This window comes from Paenibacillus sp. FSL R7-0204 (assembly GCF_038002225.1).
Taxonomy (GTDB): domain Bacteria; phylum Bacillota; class Bacilli; order Paenibacillales; family Paenibacillaceae; genus Paenibacillus_AQ.
On record NZ_JBBOCA010000001.1, the window covers coordinates 2790085 to 2808768 of the forward strand.

19 protein-coding genes are annotated in these 18684 nt (G+C 44.5%); 16 read left to right on the forward strand and 3 right to left on the reverse strand.

The genetic code is table 11. The features are described 5' to 3' along the window. Positions 1-11 precede the first annotated feature (11 nt). The 9 genes from dxs to MKX42_RS12305 all read left to right on the forward strand — a co-directional run bounded on the left by dxs (position 12) and on the right by MKX42_RS12305 (position 9514). On the forward strand, positions 12-1916 hold the full coding sequence (gene dxs, locus MKX42_RS12265; protein ID WP_340752737.1) for a 1-deoxy-D-xylulose-5-phosphate synthase: 1905 nt from the start codon (positions 12-14) through the stop codon (positions 1914-1916). A 42-nt stretch (positions 1917-1958) separates the two neighbouring features. After that, entirely contained in the window at positions 1959-2849 is an 891-nt protein-coding gene (locus tag MKX42_RS12270) for a TlyA family RNA methyltransferase (protein WP_340752738.1), read from the forward strand. Between the two features lie 61 nt (positions 2850-2910). After that, positions 2911-3444 (forward strand): hypothetical protein, encoded by a 534-nt coding sequence (locus MKX42_RS12275; RefSeq protein WP_340752739.1) that lies wholly within the window; start codon positions 2911-2913, stop codon positions 3442-3444. Positions 3445-3470: 26 nt separating this feature from the next. Then, positions 3471-3920 carry a transcriptional regulator AhrC/ArgR gene (ahrC, locus tag MKX42_RS12280; RefSeq protein WP_340752740.1) on the forward strand — a complete coding sequence of 150 codons (450 nt, stop codon included), beginning with the start codon at positions 3471-3473 and terminating at the stop codon, positions 3918-3920. A gap of 49 nt (positions 3921-3969) precedes the next feature. After that, positions 3970-5697, forward strand: coding sequence for a DNA repair protein RecN (gene recN, locus MKX42_RS12285; RefSeq protein WP_340752741.1), 1728 nt, complete (start codon positions 3970-3972; stop codon positions 5695-5697). Positions 5698-5835: 138 nt separating this feature from the next. Continuing rightward, positions 5836-6945: a SpoIVB peptidase gene (gene spoIVB / locus MKX42_RS12290; protein ID WP_445669373.1), complete on the forward strand. Its 1110-nt coding sequence runs from the start codon at positions 5836-5838 to the stop codon at positions 6943-6945. Positions 6946-7141: 196 nt separating this feature from the next. Next, entirely contained in the window at positions 7142-7960 is an 819-nt protein-coding gene (gene spo0A / locus MKX42_RS12295) for a sporulation transcription factor Spo0A (protein ID WP_036731960.1), read from the forward strand. 182 nt (positions 7961-8142) lie between these two features. Beyond that, positions 8143-9123 carry a tyrosine-type recombinase/integrase gene (locus tag MKX42_RS12300; protein WP_340752743.1) on the forward strand — a complete coding sequence of 327 codons (981 nt, stop codon included), beginning with the start codon at positions 8143-8145 and terminating at the stop codon, positions 9121-9123. Between the two features lie 37 nt (positions 9124-9160). Further along, positions 9161-9514 (forward strand): hypothetical protein, encoded by a 354-nt coding sequence (locus MKX42_RS12305; protein ID WP_340752744.1) that lies wholly within the window; start codon positions 9161-9163, stop codon positions 9512-9514. A gap of 98 nt (positions 9515-9612) precedes the next feature. Here the strand turns inward: MKX42_RS12305 and MKX42_RS12310 are convergent, their stop codons facing one another. Next, entirely contained in the window at positions 9613-10608 is a 996-nt protein-coding gene (locus MKX42_RS12310) for a hypothetical protein (RefSeq protein ID WP_340752745.1), read from the reverse strand. Between the two features lie 280 nt (positions 10609-10888). Here MKX42_RS12310 and MKX42_RS12315 point away from each other — a divergent pair, with 280 nt between their 5' ends. The 3 genes from MKX42_RS12315 to MKX42_RS12325 all read left to right on the forward strand — a co-directional run bounded on the left by MKX42_RS12315 (position 10889) and on the right by MKX42_RS12325 (position 12515). After that, a complete protein-coding gene (locus MKX42_RS12315; protein ID WP_340752746.1) occupies positions 10889-11752 on the forward strand; it encodes a hypothetical protein in 864 nt (287 codons plus the stop codon). A 180-nt stretch (positions 11753-11932) separates the two neighbouring features. Then, on the forward strand, positions 11933-12373 hold the full coding sequence (locus MKX42_RS12320) for a DUF2634 domain-containing protein (protein WP_340752747.1): 441 nt from the start codon (positions 11933-11935) through the stop codon (positions 12371-12373). Between the two features lies 1 nt (position 12374). Continuing rightward, entirely contained in the window at positions 12375-12515 is a 141-nt protein-coding gene (locus tag MKX42_RS12325; protein ID WP_340752748.1) for a hypothetical protein, read from the forward strand. A 76-nt stretch (positions 12516-12591) separates the two neighbouring features. On the opposite strand, the gene MKX42_RS12330 is transcribed toward MKX42_RS12325, so the two are convergent. Both MKX42_RS12330 and MKX42_RS12335 read right to left on the reverse strand, forming a co-directional pair. Then, entirely contained in the window at positions 12592-13383 is a 792-nt protein-coding gene (locus MKX42_RS12330) for an IS3 family transposase (RefSeq protein WP_340752749.1), read from the reverse strand. Between the two features lie 11 nt (positions 13384-13394). After that, positions 13395-13712, reverse strand: coding sequence for a transposase (locus tag MKX42_RS12335; RefSeq protein WP_340750981.1), 318 nt, complete (start codon positions 13710-13712; stop codon positions 13395-13397). Positions 13713-13826: 114 nt separating this feature from the next. Here MKX42_RS12335 and MKX42_RS12340 point away from each other — a divergent pair, with 114 nt between their 5' ends. The 4 genes from MKX42_RS12340 (at position 13827) to MKX42_RS33415 (ending at position 17576) form a co-directional block, all read left to right on the forward strand. Then, positions 13827-14735 carry a baseplate J/gp47 family protein gene (locus MKX42_RS12340; protein WP_340752750.1) on the forward strand — a complete coding sequence of 303 codons (909 nt, stop codon included), beginning with the start codon at positions 13827-13829 and terminating at the stop codon, positions 14733-14735. Further along, the gene (locus MKX42_RS12345; RefSeq protein WP_340752751.1) at positions 14728-15117 is read left to right on the forward strand and encodes a putative phage tail protein; all 390 of its coding nucleotides are present in this window, start codon (positions 14728-14730) and stop codon (positions 15115-15117) included. Before MKX42_RS12340 ends, MKX42_RS12345 begins: the two co-directional genes overlap by 8 nt. Before the next feature lie 146 nt (positions 15118-15263). Further along, positions 15264-17069 (forward strand): SGNH/GDSL hydrolase family protein, encoded by a 1806-nt coding sequence (locus tag MKX42_RS12350; protein WP_340752752.1) that lies wholly within the window; start codon positions 15264-15266, stop codon positions 17067-17069. Between the two features lie 186 nt (positions 17070-17255). Beyond that, positions 17256-17576 carry a GIY-YIG nuclease family protein gene (locus tag MKX42_RS33415; RefSeq protein WP_445669314.1) on the forward strand — a complete coding sequence of 107 codons (321 nt, stop codon included), beginning with the start codon at positions 17256-17258 and terminating at the stop codon, positions 17574-17576. The last annotated feature ends 1108 nt before the right edge of the window (positions 17577-18684 follow it).

Genomic DNA, 18684 nt, shown 5'->3' on the forward strand with positions numbered 1-18684 from the left:
GGGGAATACTCGTGCTGCTTCCACAAATAAATGATCCTCAGGAGCTAAAATCTTTATCAGTCGGGGAACTGGCTGCCCTTGCGGAGGAAATCCGCCAGTTTCTGATCGAGAAGCTGTCAGTAACAGGGGGACATCTCGCATCCAATCTGGGAGTCGTGGAGCTCACGCTGGCCCTGCATTACTGTTATGACAGTCCCCGGGATAAGATGATCTATGATGTAGGGCATCAGGCGTATGTCCACAAGATATTGACCGGCCGTCAGGACCGGTTCGACTCGCTGCGCAAGCAGGGGGGACTCTGCGGCTTCGTCAAACGTACGGAGAGTGAGCATGATGTCTGGGAAGCCGGACACAGCAGCACTTCTCTGTCGGCGGCAATGGGCATGGCGATGGCCCGTGACCTCAAGGGTGAAGACAATAAGGTAATTGCCGTGATCGGCGATGGCGCCCTTACCGGCGGAATGGCCTTTGAAGCGCTGAACCACATTGGACATGAGCGCCGCAAGCTCATGGTGATCCTGAACGACAATGAAATGTCCATTGCACCGAATGTAGGGGCGATGCATAACTATCTGAGCAAGATCCGTTCGGACCGTCATTATCTGCGGGCCAAGGACGAGGTTGAAGGCCTGCTTAAGAAAATCCCGGCCATCGGCGGTCGTCTGGCGAAGACTGCGCAGAATGTGAAAGACGGTCTGAAGAACATGCTGGTGCCCGGTGTTCTGTTCGAAGAACTCGGATTTACCTATCTGGGACCCGTGGACGGTCATGATCTGGAGAAGATGATTGACACCTTCCATCAGGCAGATAATGTTTCCGGGCCTGTTCTGGTGCATGTTCTTACCACCAAAGGCAAGGGCTACAAACCGGCGGAAGTCGATTCCTATAAATGGCACGGCATTTCCCCTTACAAAATCGAATCCGGCCAGGTGCTTCAAGCGGTCGGCAATCCGATGTATACGGAAGTCTTCGGACAGACGTTAATTGAGCTGGGGCATCAGGACAAGCGGCTGGTTGCCGTAACACCGGCGATGCCGGGCGGCTCGGGACTTTTCCCGTTCGCCAAGGAATTCCCGGACCGGATGATTGACGTCGGGATCGCGGAGCAGCATGCCGCCACCTTATGTGCGGCCTTGGCTATGGAAGGCATGAAGCCGGTATTTGCCGTCTATTCCACCTTCATGCAGCGCGCCTATGATCAGATCGTTCATGACATTTGCCGCCATAATGCCAACGTTATGTTCGCCATCGACCGTGCGGGCTTTGTCGGCGCAGACGGGGAGACCCATCAGGGCGTGTACGATATCGCGTTTATGCGTCATATCCCGAACATGGTGCTTATGATGCCGAAAGATGAGAATGAGCTGCGCCACATGATGAAGACGGCGCTGGATTATAATGAAGGACCGATTGCTTACCGTTATCCGCGGATTAACGGCACAGGTGTGGCTCTGGATGCTGAGCTGCACAGTCTGCCTATCGGCACCTGGGAACGTCTGCGTCCCGGAGAGGATTATGCCGTGCTTGCCTGCGGCCCGATGGTTCAGGTGGCCGAAGAGGCGGCGGAAGTGCTGAAGCGTGAAGGTATTCAGATCGGTGTAGTCAATGCGCGCTTCCTGAAGCCGCTGGATAACACCATGCTGCTTGATCTGGCACATGCCGGAACGGGTATGGTGGTGCTGGAAGAAGCGAGCCAGGCCGGCGGCCTTGGCAGTGCGGTGCTTGAATTTTTTGCAGAGCATGAGATATATGATGCGCATGTTCACCTGATGGGAGTGCCGGATATTTTCGTCGAGCATGGGTCCATCAAGGAGCAGCGGCAGGAGACCGGGCTTACTGTTGAAGCCGTATGCACACGTATTAAGTCAATGAAGGGGCTCAGCACTTATACCTATAAGTCAACCTCCACCTCGTAAGGGCGGGGACGGAGGGCGGACCGAAGTGATCGGGAGATGAACATGGAACACCCTAAGGAAAGAATTGATGTGCTGTTGGTGGAGCAAGGCTTCTACGACAGCCGGGAGAAGGCTAAGGCTGCCATTATGGCGGGCCTGGTGCTTGCGAACGAAGAACGGATTGAAAAGCCGGGGATGAAGGTGCTGCGCAGCTCTGTCCTCAGAGTCAAGGGAGCACTGCACCCCTATGTCAGCCGCGGCGGCTTGAAGCTGGAGAAGGCCTTGCGGCAGTTCGGCATCGAGCTGACCGGCCGCAACATGCTGGATATTGGCTCCTCTACAGGAGGCTTCACCGATTGTGCACTTCAGAACGGCGCGGCCCATGTGTACGCTATCGATGTGGGACATAACCAGCTCGACTGGAGCCTGCGTAATGATGACCGGGTAACCGTAATGGAGCAGACCAACTTCCGTTACATGACCCCGCCTGATTTGAAAGGACCGGTACCAGACTTTGCGAGTATCGATGTCTCCTTCATTTCACTCAAAATCATCCTGCCGCCGCTTATGGCGCTGCTCAGCCGTCCTGCTGATATCGCTGCGCTGATTAAGCCGCAGTTTGAAGCCGGGCGCGAGAAGGTGGGCAAGTCTGGAGTCGTACGCGAACCGGCTGTGCACCGGGAGGTGCTGGTGAACGTACTGTCCATGGCAGCTGAACTGGGCTACACGCTTGCAGGACTGACGTATTCCCCCATTACCGGCGGGGAAGGTAATATCGAATTTCTGGCACACTGGAAGCTGCTGACTGCTGAGGCTGAGGAACAGCCTTCAGCGCAGCAGACTTCTACGGCTGAAGCACAGCCGAATAATTTCGCCGCGCTTGCCGACTCCGTCATTAAGGAAGCGAATGCAACCTTCAGCGCTGCGGGCCATGGAAACTCATCGAAGCGATGAGTTTCTTTTGCTGCCAATATAAGAATTCATAGGTCGCCCCGAACCGGAAATTAGCGGCAGATTGTCAGCCGGAAAGCAGGATTTCAGCCGACCGCAAGCGAATAGATTGACCGAGGTGATGGTAGTGGCGAGCTCGGACAAGGCTGTAGTGGCACTTATAGGACTGGCGGCGGCAATCTTTATCCTTTATAGAATCTATATCTGGCTGCAGGGGTCCCCGGGTTCCTTCATGAAGGACCGTGTACCGATCAACAAGGTCATCCAGTCCCATCCGTCCATCGCTCTGCTGGAGGATGCAGGGTATGAGGTCATCGGCGGCAAGCTGAAGATTCCGCTGTCTTTTCAGGTGAATGGGGCACCGATGTACAGCAGGCTGTTCATTGATTACGTTGCCAGCAGGAATGAGGAGCATTACTATCTGGTCATCCTGTCCCGACCCCGCAAAGAGCTTGAATTCACCGGCAGCGGACTCCGGGACTACATCCTCCCCTATCTGCTGATCTACCCGGATTGCAGCGGAGTACTCTATGTGGATACGGTAAATTCCAACATTCATGTAATTAATTTCGGCAAGGACGACGGAGAATCCAGTTAAGCACTATATAAATACGGGAGGCAACAATGAAGGGACACAGGCATATCAAGATTAGAGAAATTATCTCGCAAAAGGAAATCGAAACCCAGGATGATCTGGTGGAGGCGCTGCGTGAAGCGGGTTTTCAAGTCACCCAGGCTACCGTATCCCGCGATATTAAGGAACTGTTGCTGATTAAGGTACCGATGGATGACGGGCGTTACAAGTATTCCCTGCCTACCGACCAGCGTTACAACCCGACCCAGAAGCTGAAGCGGGTGCTGGTGGACAACTTTGTACAAATCGACTATTCCGCGAATCTTGTGGTGATGAAATGTCTGCCGGGAACGGCCAATTCCGTGGCTGCGCTGATCGACAATATCGACTGGCCGCAAATTATGGGTACGATCTCCGGAGACGACACCATCCTGATTATCTGCCGCCAGCCGGAGGACAGCAAGGACGTCATTTCACAAATTATGGGCTATATATCGTAGTTCTGCCTGCGGGCAGACAGGCAATCATCATGTCGGAGGTGCTGTATTCGTGTTAGAGACATTGTCTATACGCAATCTGGCCGTGGTTGAGGCGGTGGATGTGCATTTTTATCCGGGGTTCCATGTCCTTACAGGGGAGACCGGTGCCGGAAAATCAATTATCATCGATGCGCTCGCACTCATTGCCGGGGGACGCGGTTCCGCTGACTCCATCCGGTATGGGTGTGAGAAAGCCGAAATGGAAGCGCTTTTCAGTCTGCCGGCAAGTCATCCGGTCTGGGATACGCTGGAGCGGCTGGGCATCGGAGCAGAGCGTGAGGAGCATCTGGTGATCCGCCGGGAGATTACCTCCCAGGGGAAGAGTACTTCGCGCGTGAACGGTCAGATGGTCAATCTGAGCATGCTGCGCGAAATCGGGGAGCAGCTGGTCAATATTCATGGACAGCATGAGCATCAGAACCTGTTGAAGGCTGAACGTCACTTAGGGTTGCTGGATACCTATGGGGAAGCGGTGATCGGACCGCTCAAAGCGGATTATCACGAGAAATATACAGCCTTCGCCAAAGTGGAAAAAGAACTCCGGGAACTTCAGGAATCCAGCCAAAAGGCGTATCAGATGCTGGATTTGTACCGTTTTCAGCTGGAGGAAATTTCTGCTGCGGGACTAAAACCGGGAGAAGATGAATTACTTGCCGAAGAACGGGTAAAACTATCCCACAGTGAGAAAATGATGGATTCAGTATCCGGCGCATACGAGCTGCTGTATGACAGGCAAGGGCTGGAGTCCATTGGCAATGTAATCTCCAGGCTTGAAGATGCGGTGCGGTATGACGAGAAGGGTCTGCGGGCAGTCTTCGAGCAATTGCAGTCGGCTTATTACCAGCTGGAGGATGCGGCGTTTCAGCTGCGCGACTACCGTGAAGAGATCGAATTCAATCCGGCACGGCTGGAGGATATTGAGAACCGGCTGGATCTGATTACCGGACTGCAGCGCAAATACGGGGATAGCGTGGAGCAGATTCTGGAGTATTATCAGCAGATTGAGCGGGAGACGGATCTTCTGGAGAATAAGGACGAATATATTGAGAAATTAACGGCCAAACGCGATGGCCTGCTTCATATCTTAATGGAGTCAGCCGAAGCGCTGAGCGGAGCGCGGCGGCAGTGTGCGACGGATCTCGCTTCACAGGTCGAAGGGGAGCTGAAGGATCTGCAGATGGAGCGGACCTCCCTCCAGGTGAAGATGGAGACGCTCGAAGATCCACGCGGTATGGAGTATCAGGGACGGCGGTACCGTCTGACCCGGCAGGGGATCGACAGTGCTGAATTCATGATCTCGCCGAATCCCGGCGAGCCGCTGCGTCCGCTGGGCAAGATTGCCTCCGGCGGAGAGCTGTCGCGGATCATGCTGGCGATGAAGAGTATTTTTGCGCGGCATGATGCGATTCCTGTCCTTATCTTCGATGAGGTGGATACCGGGGTCAGCGGACGGGCGGCCCAGTCCATCGCGGACAAGCTGTATAAGCTGTCCTCCACCTGCCAGGTGTTCTCCATTACCCACCTGCCGCAGGTGGCCTGTATGGCGGATCATCAATACCTGATTGCCAAAAAAGTCGAAGACGGACGCACGATGACTGAAGTGGACTCCCTCTCAGCCGAAGGTCGCATAATGGAGCTGGCCCGGATGCTGGGCGGTGTGGAAATTACCGAAAAAACATTGCATCACGCACAGGAGATGCTGGGTCTGGCCGAGGCCAGCAAGGCAGCTGCAAGCTAAGCGGGACAATGATTGACAGTAATAAAAGCCTGGGGGCAAGGTTATCTTATAGGTACGCAATTGGCGACCACCTTTTTCGTCAAGCGAAAGAAGCAAAAGGGAGCGTGACAGCCATTGAAGCCTAACCTCAGGAAGTTAATGCCCGGCCTTTTATTTGCCTTCTTTCTCAGTTTATCAGGCATAACGGGACCCTCACAGATCCACGCAGCACCGCTTGAACATCAGCCGCTTAGGGCGGTACAGGGAACCGAGAATGAGCTTAAGGTCATCCCCGGGGGTCAGACCATTGGCGTGAAGGTGAAGTCGGCAGGCGTGCTGGTTGTTGGTCATCATCTGGTAGAAGTATCGGAGCAGTCCAAGATTTCACCCGGCGAGAACAGCGGCATCCTGCCCGGCGATCTGATGATCTCCATCAACGGGGCGAAGCTGGACGAGGTATCGAAGGTAGCAAGGCTGGTCGAGCAAGCAGGCCGGAGCAATGATTCCTTAAGCATCGTCTACAAACGCGGCGGTAAAGAGCATACAGCTCAGCTGAAGCCCGCGTATGACCGCACAGACAAGGTGTGGCGGCTAGGGCTCTACATCCGTGATTCCGCAGCAGGTGTAGGGACCCTCACTTTCTACGCCCCGAAGCAGGGTGTGTACGGGGCCCTTGGGCATGTCATTACTGACATGAACACAGGTACGCCGATTGTGGTCGGCAGCGGCCATATCGTGCAGTCCAGCGTCACTTCAATCTCCAAGAGCCAGGATGGCGATCCTGGGGAGAAACGGGCCCATTTTCTGAAAGAAAGCCAGGTTCTCGGTAATGTGGAGAGCAACACGGATTTCGGAATATTCGGTAAAATGACCCGTAATCCTGAGCACAGCCTGTATCAGGAGCCGATTCCGGTGGCCATGAGCACTGAAGTGAAGGAAGGTCCCGCTCAGATTCTTACTGTCGTCGATGGTCAACAGGTCGAACGCTTCAACGTAGAGATCATCCATGTCGCCCGTCAGCAGACCCCTGCTACTAAGGGCATGGTGCTGCGCATTACTGACCCGCGTCTGCTTGATAAGACCGGAGGGATTGTCCAGGGAATGAGCGGCAGCCCGATTGTCCAGAACGGCCGACTAATCGGTGCAGTGACCCATGTGTTCGTTAATGATCCCAAGTCAGGGTATGGCTGCTTCATTGAGTGGATGCTCAGGGACTCCGGTGTGGTTCAACAGGATCAGGAGCCTCAATACAATCTTAAGGCGGTTTAGCCTTAAGATTTTTTTGTCGAAGGGCAGCGATTATCCTCGAAACCTGAAACAAAATATTTAATTATAAATCAACACCGAAAAAAAATAAAGAAAAATAATTTTCGACAGAAGGATATTCAAACCGGATGTCGAAAGTTATAGGGAGAGAAGATGATAATATTTTCTGAATAGCTGATATATAAGGAGGAAGCAGCCAGTGCAGAATATTGAAGTGTTGTTGGCCGATGATAACAGGGAGTTCACGAACTTGCTCGCCGAGTACATTACTGAACAAGAAGATATGACCGTAACAGGCATTGCCTATAATGGGGAAGAGGTACTACAGATGCTCAGCGGAGCACGTAAGATCCCCGATGTCCTTATTCTTGATATCATTATGCCGCATCTGGACGGCCTCGGCGTGCTGGAACGCCTGCGTGATATGGATCTGAACCCGCAGCCCAAGATCATTATGCTGACCGCTTTTGGCCAGGAGAACATTACACAGAGAGCCGTTCAGCTTGGAGCCTCTTATTATATTCTGAAACCGTTTGACATGGAGGTTCTGGCGAACCGTGTGCGCCAGCTGGTCGGCACGCAGGGCAGCATGAGCACTTCCGGAAGCATGTCCGGCTATTCTTCTTCCAGATCTTCCAGTAATGTGGTTCCGCTGTCCAAGGGCAAGAACCTGGATGCGAATATTACCTCAATCATTCATGAAATCGGCGTCCCTGCGCATATCAAAGGCTACCAGTACCTGCGTGAAGCCATCACCATGGTCTATAACAATATTGAGATCCTTGGTGCCATCACCAAGACGCTGTATCCGGCTATAGCCGAGAAATTCAAGACCACGCCTTCCCGCGTAGAACGCGCCATCCGCCATGCGATTGAAGTCGCCTGGACCCGTGGCAATATCGACAGCATCTCCCACCTGTTCGGCTATACCATTAATATCTCCAAATCCAAGCCAACTAACTCAGAGTTTATTGCCATGGTCGCCGACAAGCTGCGCATTGAGCATAAGGTGTCTTGAAAGGGTTAGGGGCAGGATACATGTAAGGGTTATACGGGGATGTTTCGATATTTGAAGTAATGCAAGAATACCGATAAATATCGGAAAAAGGTCAATTTAAACCGATAAATGTTTTTTACCATGAGCTATATATACCGCTATTTATTGGGTTTCTAAAAATCCAGTAAAAGGCGGTATTTTTTATGACTGATTTTGAATTTCAAATTGAAAACTTCATGCTGTATTGTTCATCTAAAAATTTATCTCGTAAAACAATGGCAAGTTATGAGCAAGCATTAAAATTATATTGCCTGTATTTAAAAGATGAATTTCAGATTGAAGAGGTAGCAAAGGTACAAACAGCTCATATACGACAATACATCAAGTTTCTTCGTGAAAGAGGTAAATACACTGTTGTAAACGTAGAAGCATCGAAACAAGTCAATCATCCAGAAAGTCGAACCGATTATAAAAAAGAAATATCTACAGCTACAATTGCAAACTATGTTCGGAACATCAAAGTATTCTTTAATTTCCTCTATGATGTCGAGAAAGAAATACCCAAGAATCCAACAGCAAAGATTGAAAATCCCAAGGTAGAGAGAAAAATGAAAAAGACCCTAACTCCAGAACAGTTAAAAAAGGTTTTAACTCAATTTGACTGTTCAACCTTTCATGGATATAGAAATTATGTGGTGACGCGACTATTGTTGGATACTGGTATGAGAATAGGTGAGTGCCTATCACTCTTTCCGGAAAGTGCCGACTTCAAGCATAAGAGTATTCATGTAACCAATGCGAAGAGCAAGCAAGAACGGTTTGTTTATTTCTCCTACAAAACAGCGAATGAGTTAAAGAAATGGATGAATTATAGAGATCGGTATTCGGACTCTCCATTTCTTTTTCCAACGATTAGAGGAACACAGTTAGAGATCAGAAATTATGAGAAGGCTTTACGTGATGCTGGTCAAAAAGTTGGTATTATGATTCATCCACATCAATTGAGAAATAATTTCGCTAAGTATTACATATTGAACGGTGGAGATTGGTTCAGTCTATGCAGAATTCTTGGACATTCGTCTGTAGAAGTCACTCAGAGGGCTTATCTTGATTTCTCGGATGAAGAGATCGGTAAGAAGTATCAAAAGCATAGCCCACTGACCTTTATGGATATAATTAGTTAGAGAGACTCTCTTTAAAAATTCATTGTTTGGAAATAATATGGTAAGTGTTTTGCATTATGTTAAGGAAACAATGGCGCACTTCTCAAAGCATGAAAGTGTTCAATTGATTTTATATTTTGGTGGGATTGTCGATGGACAAATACCCGGATATTTTATCAGTTCTAAAAATAATAAATTAACTACGCTAGTTCCTACAAAGAGTCAGGTAGGACTTTTGTGTAATATGAGTTCAGAAGTTGACAAAGAATTACATGATAAATTTATGTATGAAGTTCAATGCACTCCAACTGCTGAGAAAATGATTGAGGTGCAAAAGAAATACAACGATATTATTGCAACATATGATAATTCAGTAAATACTACTCACTATGTACATGTTATTAAACTTTGATTAAGCGTTTCTTTCAAAATGTAAGTTCTCCAATTACAGAATTTAATAAAATGCTTTTAAAAGGACTCTAAATACTGTAGAGTCCTTTTCTCCTGTTATCACCAGCTGCTCGCCAATTTCCATGCTTGATGATAGTCGTAGTCAGAACTAATACCAAAAACTTGTAATCCTAATCTAAGGTTTTTTAAATAATTGAGAGTACCATCCTCACTTAAATATGTGTCACTGCTCTTTTCGATTTTAATTGTTAATTCTAATATTGTATCAAGATAAATAGTAATCATTGCTTTAGCTGAAACGGTATTGTTTCGGGTGGTTTCATAGTGCCCAACTATAGCACTTGCAATTCGAAACCATGTGTATTGACCGTAAAACGACTCTACATTGTTTTGATCAAGATACTTCAAAACTGTATCATATCCAGCTACTCTAGATGTAACAGGAATTTGAGACAGTAGAGTTGTTAAAGTTAATTTACTACTCTGCACATTGATAATACCGGAATCTTTTTCATTTACGGATGCCTCATATTCTGAAGATGATAAATCTTGGGAGACAGACTTGTCCATTAAGTTTTTTTGATTCTCTATCGTTGCCTTCCCCTGAGTGACTAAAATTTGCATTACCTTTTTAGCTTCTTCAATACTCTCTAAATTAAATGCTCTATAAAGTTCTTTAGAGTTATACCGTTTTCCATGAAACATGATGGCAGTTATTTCATTTTTTGAAGGACTATTTTTCTCTTCAATAACAGAAGAACGTTTTGTATCAGGATATTTCATTATTTCACTTATCAAAACATTACAAACGTTATTTGCAACTTTTTCAACGTCTAAAAGTCCCCCACCACCGATGCCCCAAAAATTAGATCCCATTGCTTGTGATAAAGATTGACTGGTGCGTCCATTTCTTATTTCTTTACAGCGTTGCAAGACAATGGGATATATATAAGTTCGAAAATCATATTTTCTCTTATGTGCCGTAAATTCAGAATAGTTTGCTTCAATTAATTCTTTTGCAACTTGCAGGTAAGCACGTTGTTTGTCAGTTTCTTGCTCTCTGGATTCTTTAAAAAGATTGTTAAAGAAATTCATAAATTCTCCTCTTTATAGTAAAATCAATTCGTATTTATGAAGATTGTACCATAAATTAACATACCAATTCTTTATCAATTAAACATATCATATGATAAAACCAGTCTTTCATCAGGTGCGGTAATTTTAAGCTGAAAAGACGTAAATAAATATTCTTCCTTACGTCTTTTTAAGAGAATACTAGATATATTTGCAACTCAACAATTTAGCTATAACAAAGGAGGAAATTATAGGGATTTTGTCGAAATCCTCTATTTATAAAAAAATAGGGGGAAAATCTATGAGAAAAGTTTTTATTAGTATTGTAAGTTTGTTGATTTTTGTAGGGCTTGTCTTAGGAACATCGTCAGAAGCAGCCAGCAAAAAATTGAATTTAACCATTTCAAAAGGTGTGACTTATTATGGTGAAATTTCAAATGGAAAGCCACACGGTCAAGGAACAATGAAGTGGGGTGACACGAAAACATATTCAGGTGGTTGGATAAACGGAAAGAGATCTGGCTACGGGAAATTCGTGGTTACAGATATGAGCGAAGCTTATCCAGAAGATGAGAATCTTTGGGATAATGTCAGAACAATTACATATAAGGGTTACTGGAAGAATGATCAGAAGAACGGTAATGGAATTCTGATTAATCACGTGGATGCACATCATAGTGGCAATCAAGAAGATAGCATTCAAAGTGGAGTGTTTAAAAACAACCTCTTTGTTAGCGGCTCAGAATTATCAAGTTCATCGAATAATTACTACGGGTTTTCTGTTAAGATGAACAATAAAGAAGTGAAAGCACAGACATCTCGAGATGAGCTTAATAACGCCGTTTACTATACAGGTGAACCGAATTACTTTGATATGGATTTTTTAGAAACAGTGATGATTGGTGCTACACCAAATGTTGAATTTATAGAGAAGGATTCAAAAGGTAATACAATAAAAGTACAATATTCATATATTCAAGAAAATGAACATGGAGCTTTTTCAATTAGAAAAGAACGTTACCTAAACGATAAACTTGTTTTAGAGGTCACTTCAGATGCCGAAGTTGAGAATGGTAATTTTTTAAATGAGATCGCAGTAAAATTAAAACCTTATAATAATGAGTTTAATAAATTATTCAAACTGTACAAGGATCAATGGGAGTAGTAATTCATTCTGCATCACCTATATTTGAAGCTTCTTTCACACACATTATATTAGAAGCTAATGATTTAGTGATTGCGTCACGCATATATGAGTTGATTCTGCATGTTGGGGATGATGTTATTGTTTCTCCATCAGCAAGCGGACAATTATACTATCTCATTGATAAAGTAGGTGTTCCACATGTTTCCTGATGATGAATTAACACTGGAAGAAATAGAAGCTTTGTCCGCTGTGTCTACAGCAATGGGCAAGGTTTTTTTATTTAATTTCAATAATGGACAATATGTATTAGTGAATGGAAGACCAGTAGAAGCAACCTATGAACAGGCAATCAGTCAATGGGTGACGTTTCTATTGTCCGCTGAAACCGATTCTATTGCGATTTATAAAGATACTGATTTCGGAATGAGTATAAAGCAGTACATAGGAAATAGAGAATTAGACCGTATCACAGCCGAGTTTGAAATAGAGAGACAACTGAAAGAAAAATTATTGCTTCATCCAGAAATTACGGATATTGAAGAATTGACCGTATCAAGGGATGGGAGCAAAGCTGTTTTTGCCTTTAATATTGTCACAAATAAGGGAGTTATCAACGGAGTAGAAAGTGAGGTGGTATAAAGTGGCTGATGTAAATGAAATTTATCAAAGCCTGATTGATCAAATTAGCAATGATTACGATAAGTCTCCAGGTTATCTTCTGAGTGATATTCTTAAATCTGTAGCAATAGTATTTACTGATGGACTTCTGTCAAGAAAGTAGACTGTTACGCAACGGATTTTTTAGTGAATTGCTTAGCAAAGCGGGCGGGGGAAAGATACCCCAGTGAGCTGTGCATTCACTTGCGATTGTAATAGAACTCAATGTATTGGAAAATAGCATCATATGCCTGTTCCGGGTTTTTGAAGCGCGGATTACAGTAGATGAGCTCTTTCTTTAAAATACTGTGCCAAGACTCAATGCAGGCGTTATCGTAACAGTTTCCTTTACGGCTCATGCTGGATTTCATGTGGTATGTCTTTAGTTGGTCGACATATTCTTTTGAGGTATATTGAGACCCTCGGTCAGAGTGGTGCAGTAGGCCCTCGCCGGGTCGCTTCGCCGTGTACGCCGCCTGCAGCGCGTCTAAGACCAGGCTCGTCTCCATATGGTTATACAGCCGCCACCCTACAATTTCTCGCGTGCATAGATCCATGACGCTAGCTAGGTATAAGCGACCTCCACGACAAGGGATATACGTGATGTCGGTGACCCATACGGTATTGGGCTTAAGCACCTTAAACTCTTGGTTCAGTGTGTTTGGTGCAATGGGATTATTATGCTTGGAATCGGTCGTCTGCACTCGGTATGGCTTAGATACAATAGAGCGGAGCTTCATTTCTCGCATGTACACACTCACTGTGCGTTCCGTGACCGTATAGCCTTCCTGATGCAGCAGGCGGGTGATCTTCGGACTTCCATACCGTTTTTGATGGTCGTCAAAATGGTACCGGATTCGCTCCATAACAGCAGCCTTGCGGAGGGCTTGCACACTGGCTTTGGCGTTCAGCCACTTGTAATATCCGCTCCTGGATACCTGTAGGGTACTGCACATCTTCTCCAAGCGAAATGCGGAGCGATGGTCCTTCATAAACTGGAATCTTAATTCCTTGGTTTGCTGAAGATGTGCACTGCTTTTTTTACGATTGCCAATTCTTCCTCTGTATCGGCAAGTCGACTGTCTTTCTCTTGGAGCTGACGGCGCATCTCTTGGAGCTCGGCTTCGAGTTCCCGTACCCGATCCATACTGGCTACCGGTTCATTCTTTAGCTCCCGGTATTTCCCCATCCACTGGTGCAGCGTACTTTTCGGAATGTCCAGCTCTTGCGCGATGTCCCCTATGCTCTTCGTCTGCTCTTGAATGAACTTTACCGTTTGCTTCTTATATTCTTCGTTGTACCGTTGTCGTTTTTCTCCCATAGGGATGCACCTCCGTTGCCCTTATTATCCCTCCGTCCGTTAACTGTCGTCTACTTTCAATTCTAATCCCATGATTTATCTAATAAGCAGGACGGATTAGAGCTATTATTTGATGTGGATAATTTAACAGGTGATTTACTTACCAATTATGTTAAACAGCGTAGGGGCATCATTAGAAATGCTGCTACTTACGCTCTAGGTATTGTTCCAGTTACGGGTGCTGGAACTATTAATATTGGTGACTTGTTTGAGACTGCAAATGGAATACAGTTTAAGACTATACAAACAAAAGTAATCTCTGGCACTGGAAGCGTTAATGTTCAATGTATGACCCTTGGTGATATAGGGAATGTGCCAGCTAATCAGATTACACAAATTCCTGTAACTCTAAGCGGAATTACTGCTGTAACAAATCCTTTGGCAACTCACGATGGGTATGAGGCTGAAAGTGATGATGCTTTAAGAGAACGTTACTATACTTCTGTACGCACTCCTGCAACTTCAGGAAATGTGTACCATTATTTCTCCTGGGCAAAGGAAATATCAGGCGTAGGAGATGTAAAAGTTTTCCCTATGGATACTGATATTGTTGGTGGGATTAGTGAGGTAGATGTAGTAATAATTAATCAGTTAAAAGAACCAGCAAGCGAAAGGCTTATTAATGAAGTTCAAGAGTATATAGATCCAGTAAGTGAAGGATTAGGATATGGTCAAGCACCAATAGGAGCAAAATGCTATGTTAGTTCTGCTGATGCTCTGACACCTGATATAAGTATGTCAGTTGTTCATTCAAGTGAATATACCGAAGATCAGATTATAGAGAACATAACAGAGTCTATAACAAGTTATTTGCGAAGTGTTGCATTTAAAACAACTTACATATCTGAAGCTCGAATCGGATCAGCAATTTTGGATAGTAACGGGGTGCAAGACTACTCCAATCTATACATCAATGGAGTTTCTGGAAATATTACTGTTGATGATCGAGAAGTTGCTGTTATTGGAGTGGTGACAATTGTATAAAGATACTTTAACGAATAACTTACATAAACTGGTCAGACAAGATCCATTGGTTAATGAAATCAATGGATCTATTGGTGTCTCCCTTGATGATTTCGATGAAAGAATAGGAGACTTTGCAAAACAAATTGATATTGATACTGCAACTTGGAGTCTGCCTGTTTATGAAAAAGAGTTAGGAATTATTACGGATATCAGTAAACCATATGTAGAGAGAAGACAACAGATAATTTCCAGATTAAGAGGCACTAGCAAAATAGGAGCAGCGGAGTTGAAATTGATTTGTGACTCTTATGCAAATGGTAATGTAGAAATTTATCTTGATCATGGAATAGTGGTGGAGTTTACATCTGTATTTGGCATTCCATCAAATATTGATGATTAAAAAAGTGTGTTGAGAAGCGTATCACCGGCACACTTGAAAATTAGTTAAAAGTTTAGATATGCGCTTTATAGCGAGTTTCTGCCTTATACATACGCAGATTTTACAGGATATACATACGAACAATTGTATAATGGAGGTTTCTATAAATGACAACAACAAACTATAATTTACCAACTATAGATGGAACAATGACAGGTGATATTCCACGGGATATGAATGCTTTGGCTAATGGAGTGGACTCAGCTCTCAAAGTAGTCAACGATACTCTTAGTGCGCAGTTGGCGGAAACAGCGATGAAGATAAACGCGCTGTACACGTTTCAGGACGCATGGACAGCGTGGCAGAAAAACGATTTCTTTCCTATTGGATTTTTTGGAGACTCTACAATAGACGGCACCGGAACAACCGGCTGGACAGAGAATTCTGTTGGTTTTTTGAATCGTTCCCCGAATGCCTTCCCTTATGTGTTGGAGCAGATGATAAAATCTGAGACAGGAACAACGTACAACATAAGTTACAACTTTGGTTTTGCGGGACAAAACTCCACATGGGCAGCGGCCAATATTGGCTCTGTCTTAGCGTCATTTCCGGGGATTAAGATGTTGGGTCTAGGCTTTGGAATAAATGATCGGCTGTTTTATGATAATCCGCATGATTTTTATGTGGCATTTTACAACAATATCGAGCAGATGATTATCTACTGCTATAGTCACAACATACAGCCGTTTTTACTTACGACACAGCCGACCATGGAGCCCTCTACATCGATGCCAGCATACCCTAATCGCAACAACGAGATCATTAATTCCGTGGCAAATCGAGTTAAGCAAGACCTTGCGCGCGCCTATAAACTGGAGTTAGTTGACGTGAACAAGTACGCCAGTGGTTTTTTATCCTCCTACAAGGATGGAAATATCGTTACGGATGTGATTCCGGACAAACTTCACTTTGGCGACAGAGGCCATAAGTATATCGCTGACTTGCTTTTTGCCCATTTTTGCCCTCGTGTGCTGTTTCTTGATAGAGATTCAGAGGTCGTGGAGATCGTAAACCGAATTAATAAGTGCGACATTGATGAGCATTATGTCGTGGGCAGCGAGGTCCCGGCAAGTCCTAATAATACTCCGAACACAAAGGTATTTTATAATTTCGGGGACGGTAACCAGAGGGTTCTTGCGAACTTCTACATGTTTTCAAATGACTACTATTCCGTAGATATTGCTTACGACGAAGCGAGTAAGAACAACACCGTCACTGTTCGCAATCCGTTATTGGTAACATTTAACGGAGGTCCCAATCAGTCTATTGCACACTGTGCCACAAAGGCTACCGATTCGGAGTTTTCTTCGCCTGGGTTGTCTTTGGAGTCCCGTATAGGTAAGTCTAAGCTGGGATTAAACCGCATCATAGTGTACACAAATAGTTCCCTCTGCTCTTTCGGTGGTATTATTTTTAATCGTCAAGAACAACGGATGTACACAGATACACTTTACGATATACCCGCAGATAGCTTTAATTTGCTCCACGGCAAGAAGTTAAATACCCGTAAAGAGTCTTTGTACAAGATCAAGATTGATAGCAATGTCCGCGAAGAGGACGTCATTAAGATTGACCTGTACTCTAAGTCAACCGAAGGTATCAGCATTGCCTTATCCAATCAATCGGCGGTGTTAGAAAAAATAGACATCGGTGTTAGTCAGCAGTTAGTCGGTAATGTCTCGCTTGGGCAGCAGGTTCGGAACCTTGATATTTACGTCAAGCTTTCTGCCGATCGCATAGATGTGTACTTAACTCCATTGCTCACTACGGCTGTGCTGTCCTATGTTTTTAAAGACGGGACGAACCGGGGATGTGGAAGGCTCCTAAACTCAGTGGTATTGCTTGCTGCTGCTGGGTATGTTCAAAGCGGAACCTACCTTAAAGTTACCGGAGAACTGCTATACGCAAGGTAGTGTATAACAATTCAAATCAAAAATGATAAAATATTCCCCTCTGCTTGAATATTTTGCTAAAATGGTAGTGAAATCTAGAGAGGGGTTTATTGATGAAAGATAGAATATTATAGAATATTAAGGTTATCTCAAATTATTTATTCCGAACTACTTAATGATTTTAAAAGAGCAGAAAAAGAAGAAATCGTGTACGCTGACGGAAGGTCAAAGCTTGGACATGAAGGGGCTAAGAAGGGCTCTTTCATTTATCTGTTATACGACGTTAATGACAATTTACTATATGTGGGGGAAACGGGAACTCACCTAAAAAATAGATTGTATAGAGACGGAAGCGGTTCGCATTATATAACAAATAGAACAATGTACGATGAAACAAAGTATGTAGAGTACATCAGGACAGAAAAAGAGGATGCACTGACCCCCATGGAACGGAAGATGATTGAGCAAGCATTAAGTATTTATCTAAAACCGAAATACTACAATAAGATAGAGTGGGATTACCAGTAAATACACCTTAATTTTGGACCAAATAGTGCTTGACTTAATCTTCTCAAAAGCTTCCAATAGGTGCATAAGGAGGAGATAATTATGTTGTACGTTTGTGTATGTAAGAACGAGTATTTTCTTACCAAAGGTGACCCGGATACTGAGAAAACAGATTACTACGGAACCTGTGAAAAATGTGGTGATGGGGTCACTAGATTTGTCTATAGAAACGGTAAGGTAGAGACGCGTCACCACTCTCGAGCTAAGGTGAAGCCTGATAACCAGGAACGGCCAGAAAAAGAGCAATAGGACCCTACTGCGCACTAGACCAGGATATCTTTTCAATGTAATTGTAAAAAAATCAGGTTTATAACGAATTCAATAATGAGATTCACCTGAATAATGTGAGGCAATTCGTTGCAAAACATCTCCTTCCATGAAAAAATGAGTAAGTTAACTACAGAAAATATTAGGGGGAGCGGAGATGAACGACTCGGAAATATGGAAGGCTAGAGAGAAAGCAATGAAGGAGAACTTGAAAGCTAGATTACAGATATCAATTCCTTTTGCGTTTTTACCTCTATTATTAGTTGGATTATTAATGGTTTTTTTACCATTGTATCTAACTACACATGAGATTAAATGGATAATGTACGGCGGTCTATATACTTGTGTAGTGATTATCTTAGGTTATCTTTTGTACAAATATCAAACTAGAGATCTGTAACTTTAATCTTCTTTGATAGCTAGAATGATGCCGGTTTAAACGCGTTACGGAATAACTAAATACTCATAATCGAGCTGCTGGATACTCAAGTGGCTCTTTTTTTTATAATCGGATATCTGGTTCAATAATCGAGAGGAGTCTCAATATGCAAAATCACCTGAAATCTTTTGATCGAAACCGTTCACTCACCGGCCTACTGAAAAGAGACTATGAACTGAACGGCTCTTAAATTTTGGTTGTATTATCGTGCAAAAAATCTACTAATAATTACAGCACTATTTAATAGTCAAATAATCTCAGTCAAATAGTCAAATATTTTCTATTAAAATAGTACACAAAAAAGTTGTCGTTTTCTATGCAAATTATTTGGTTAAATATTACTACATAATATAACTCTGTGTT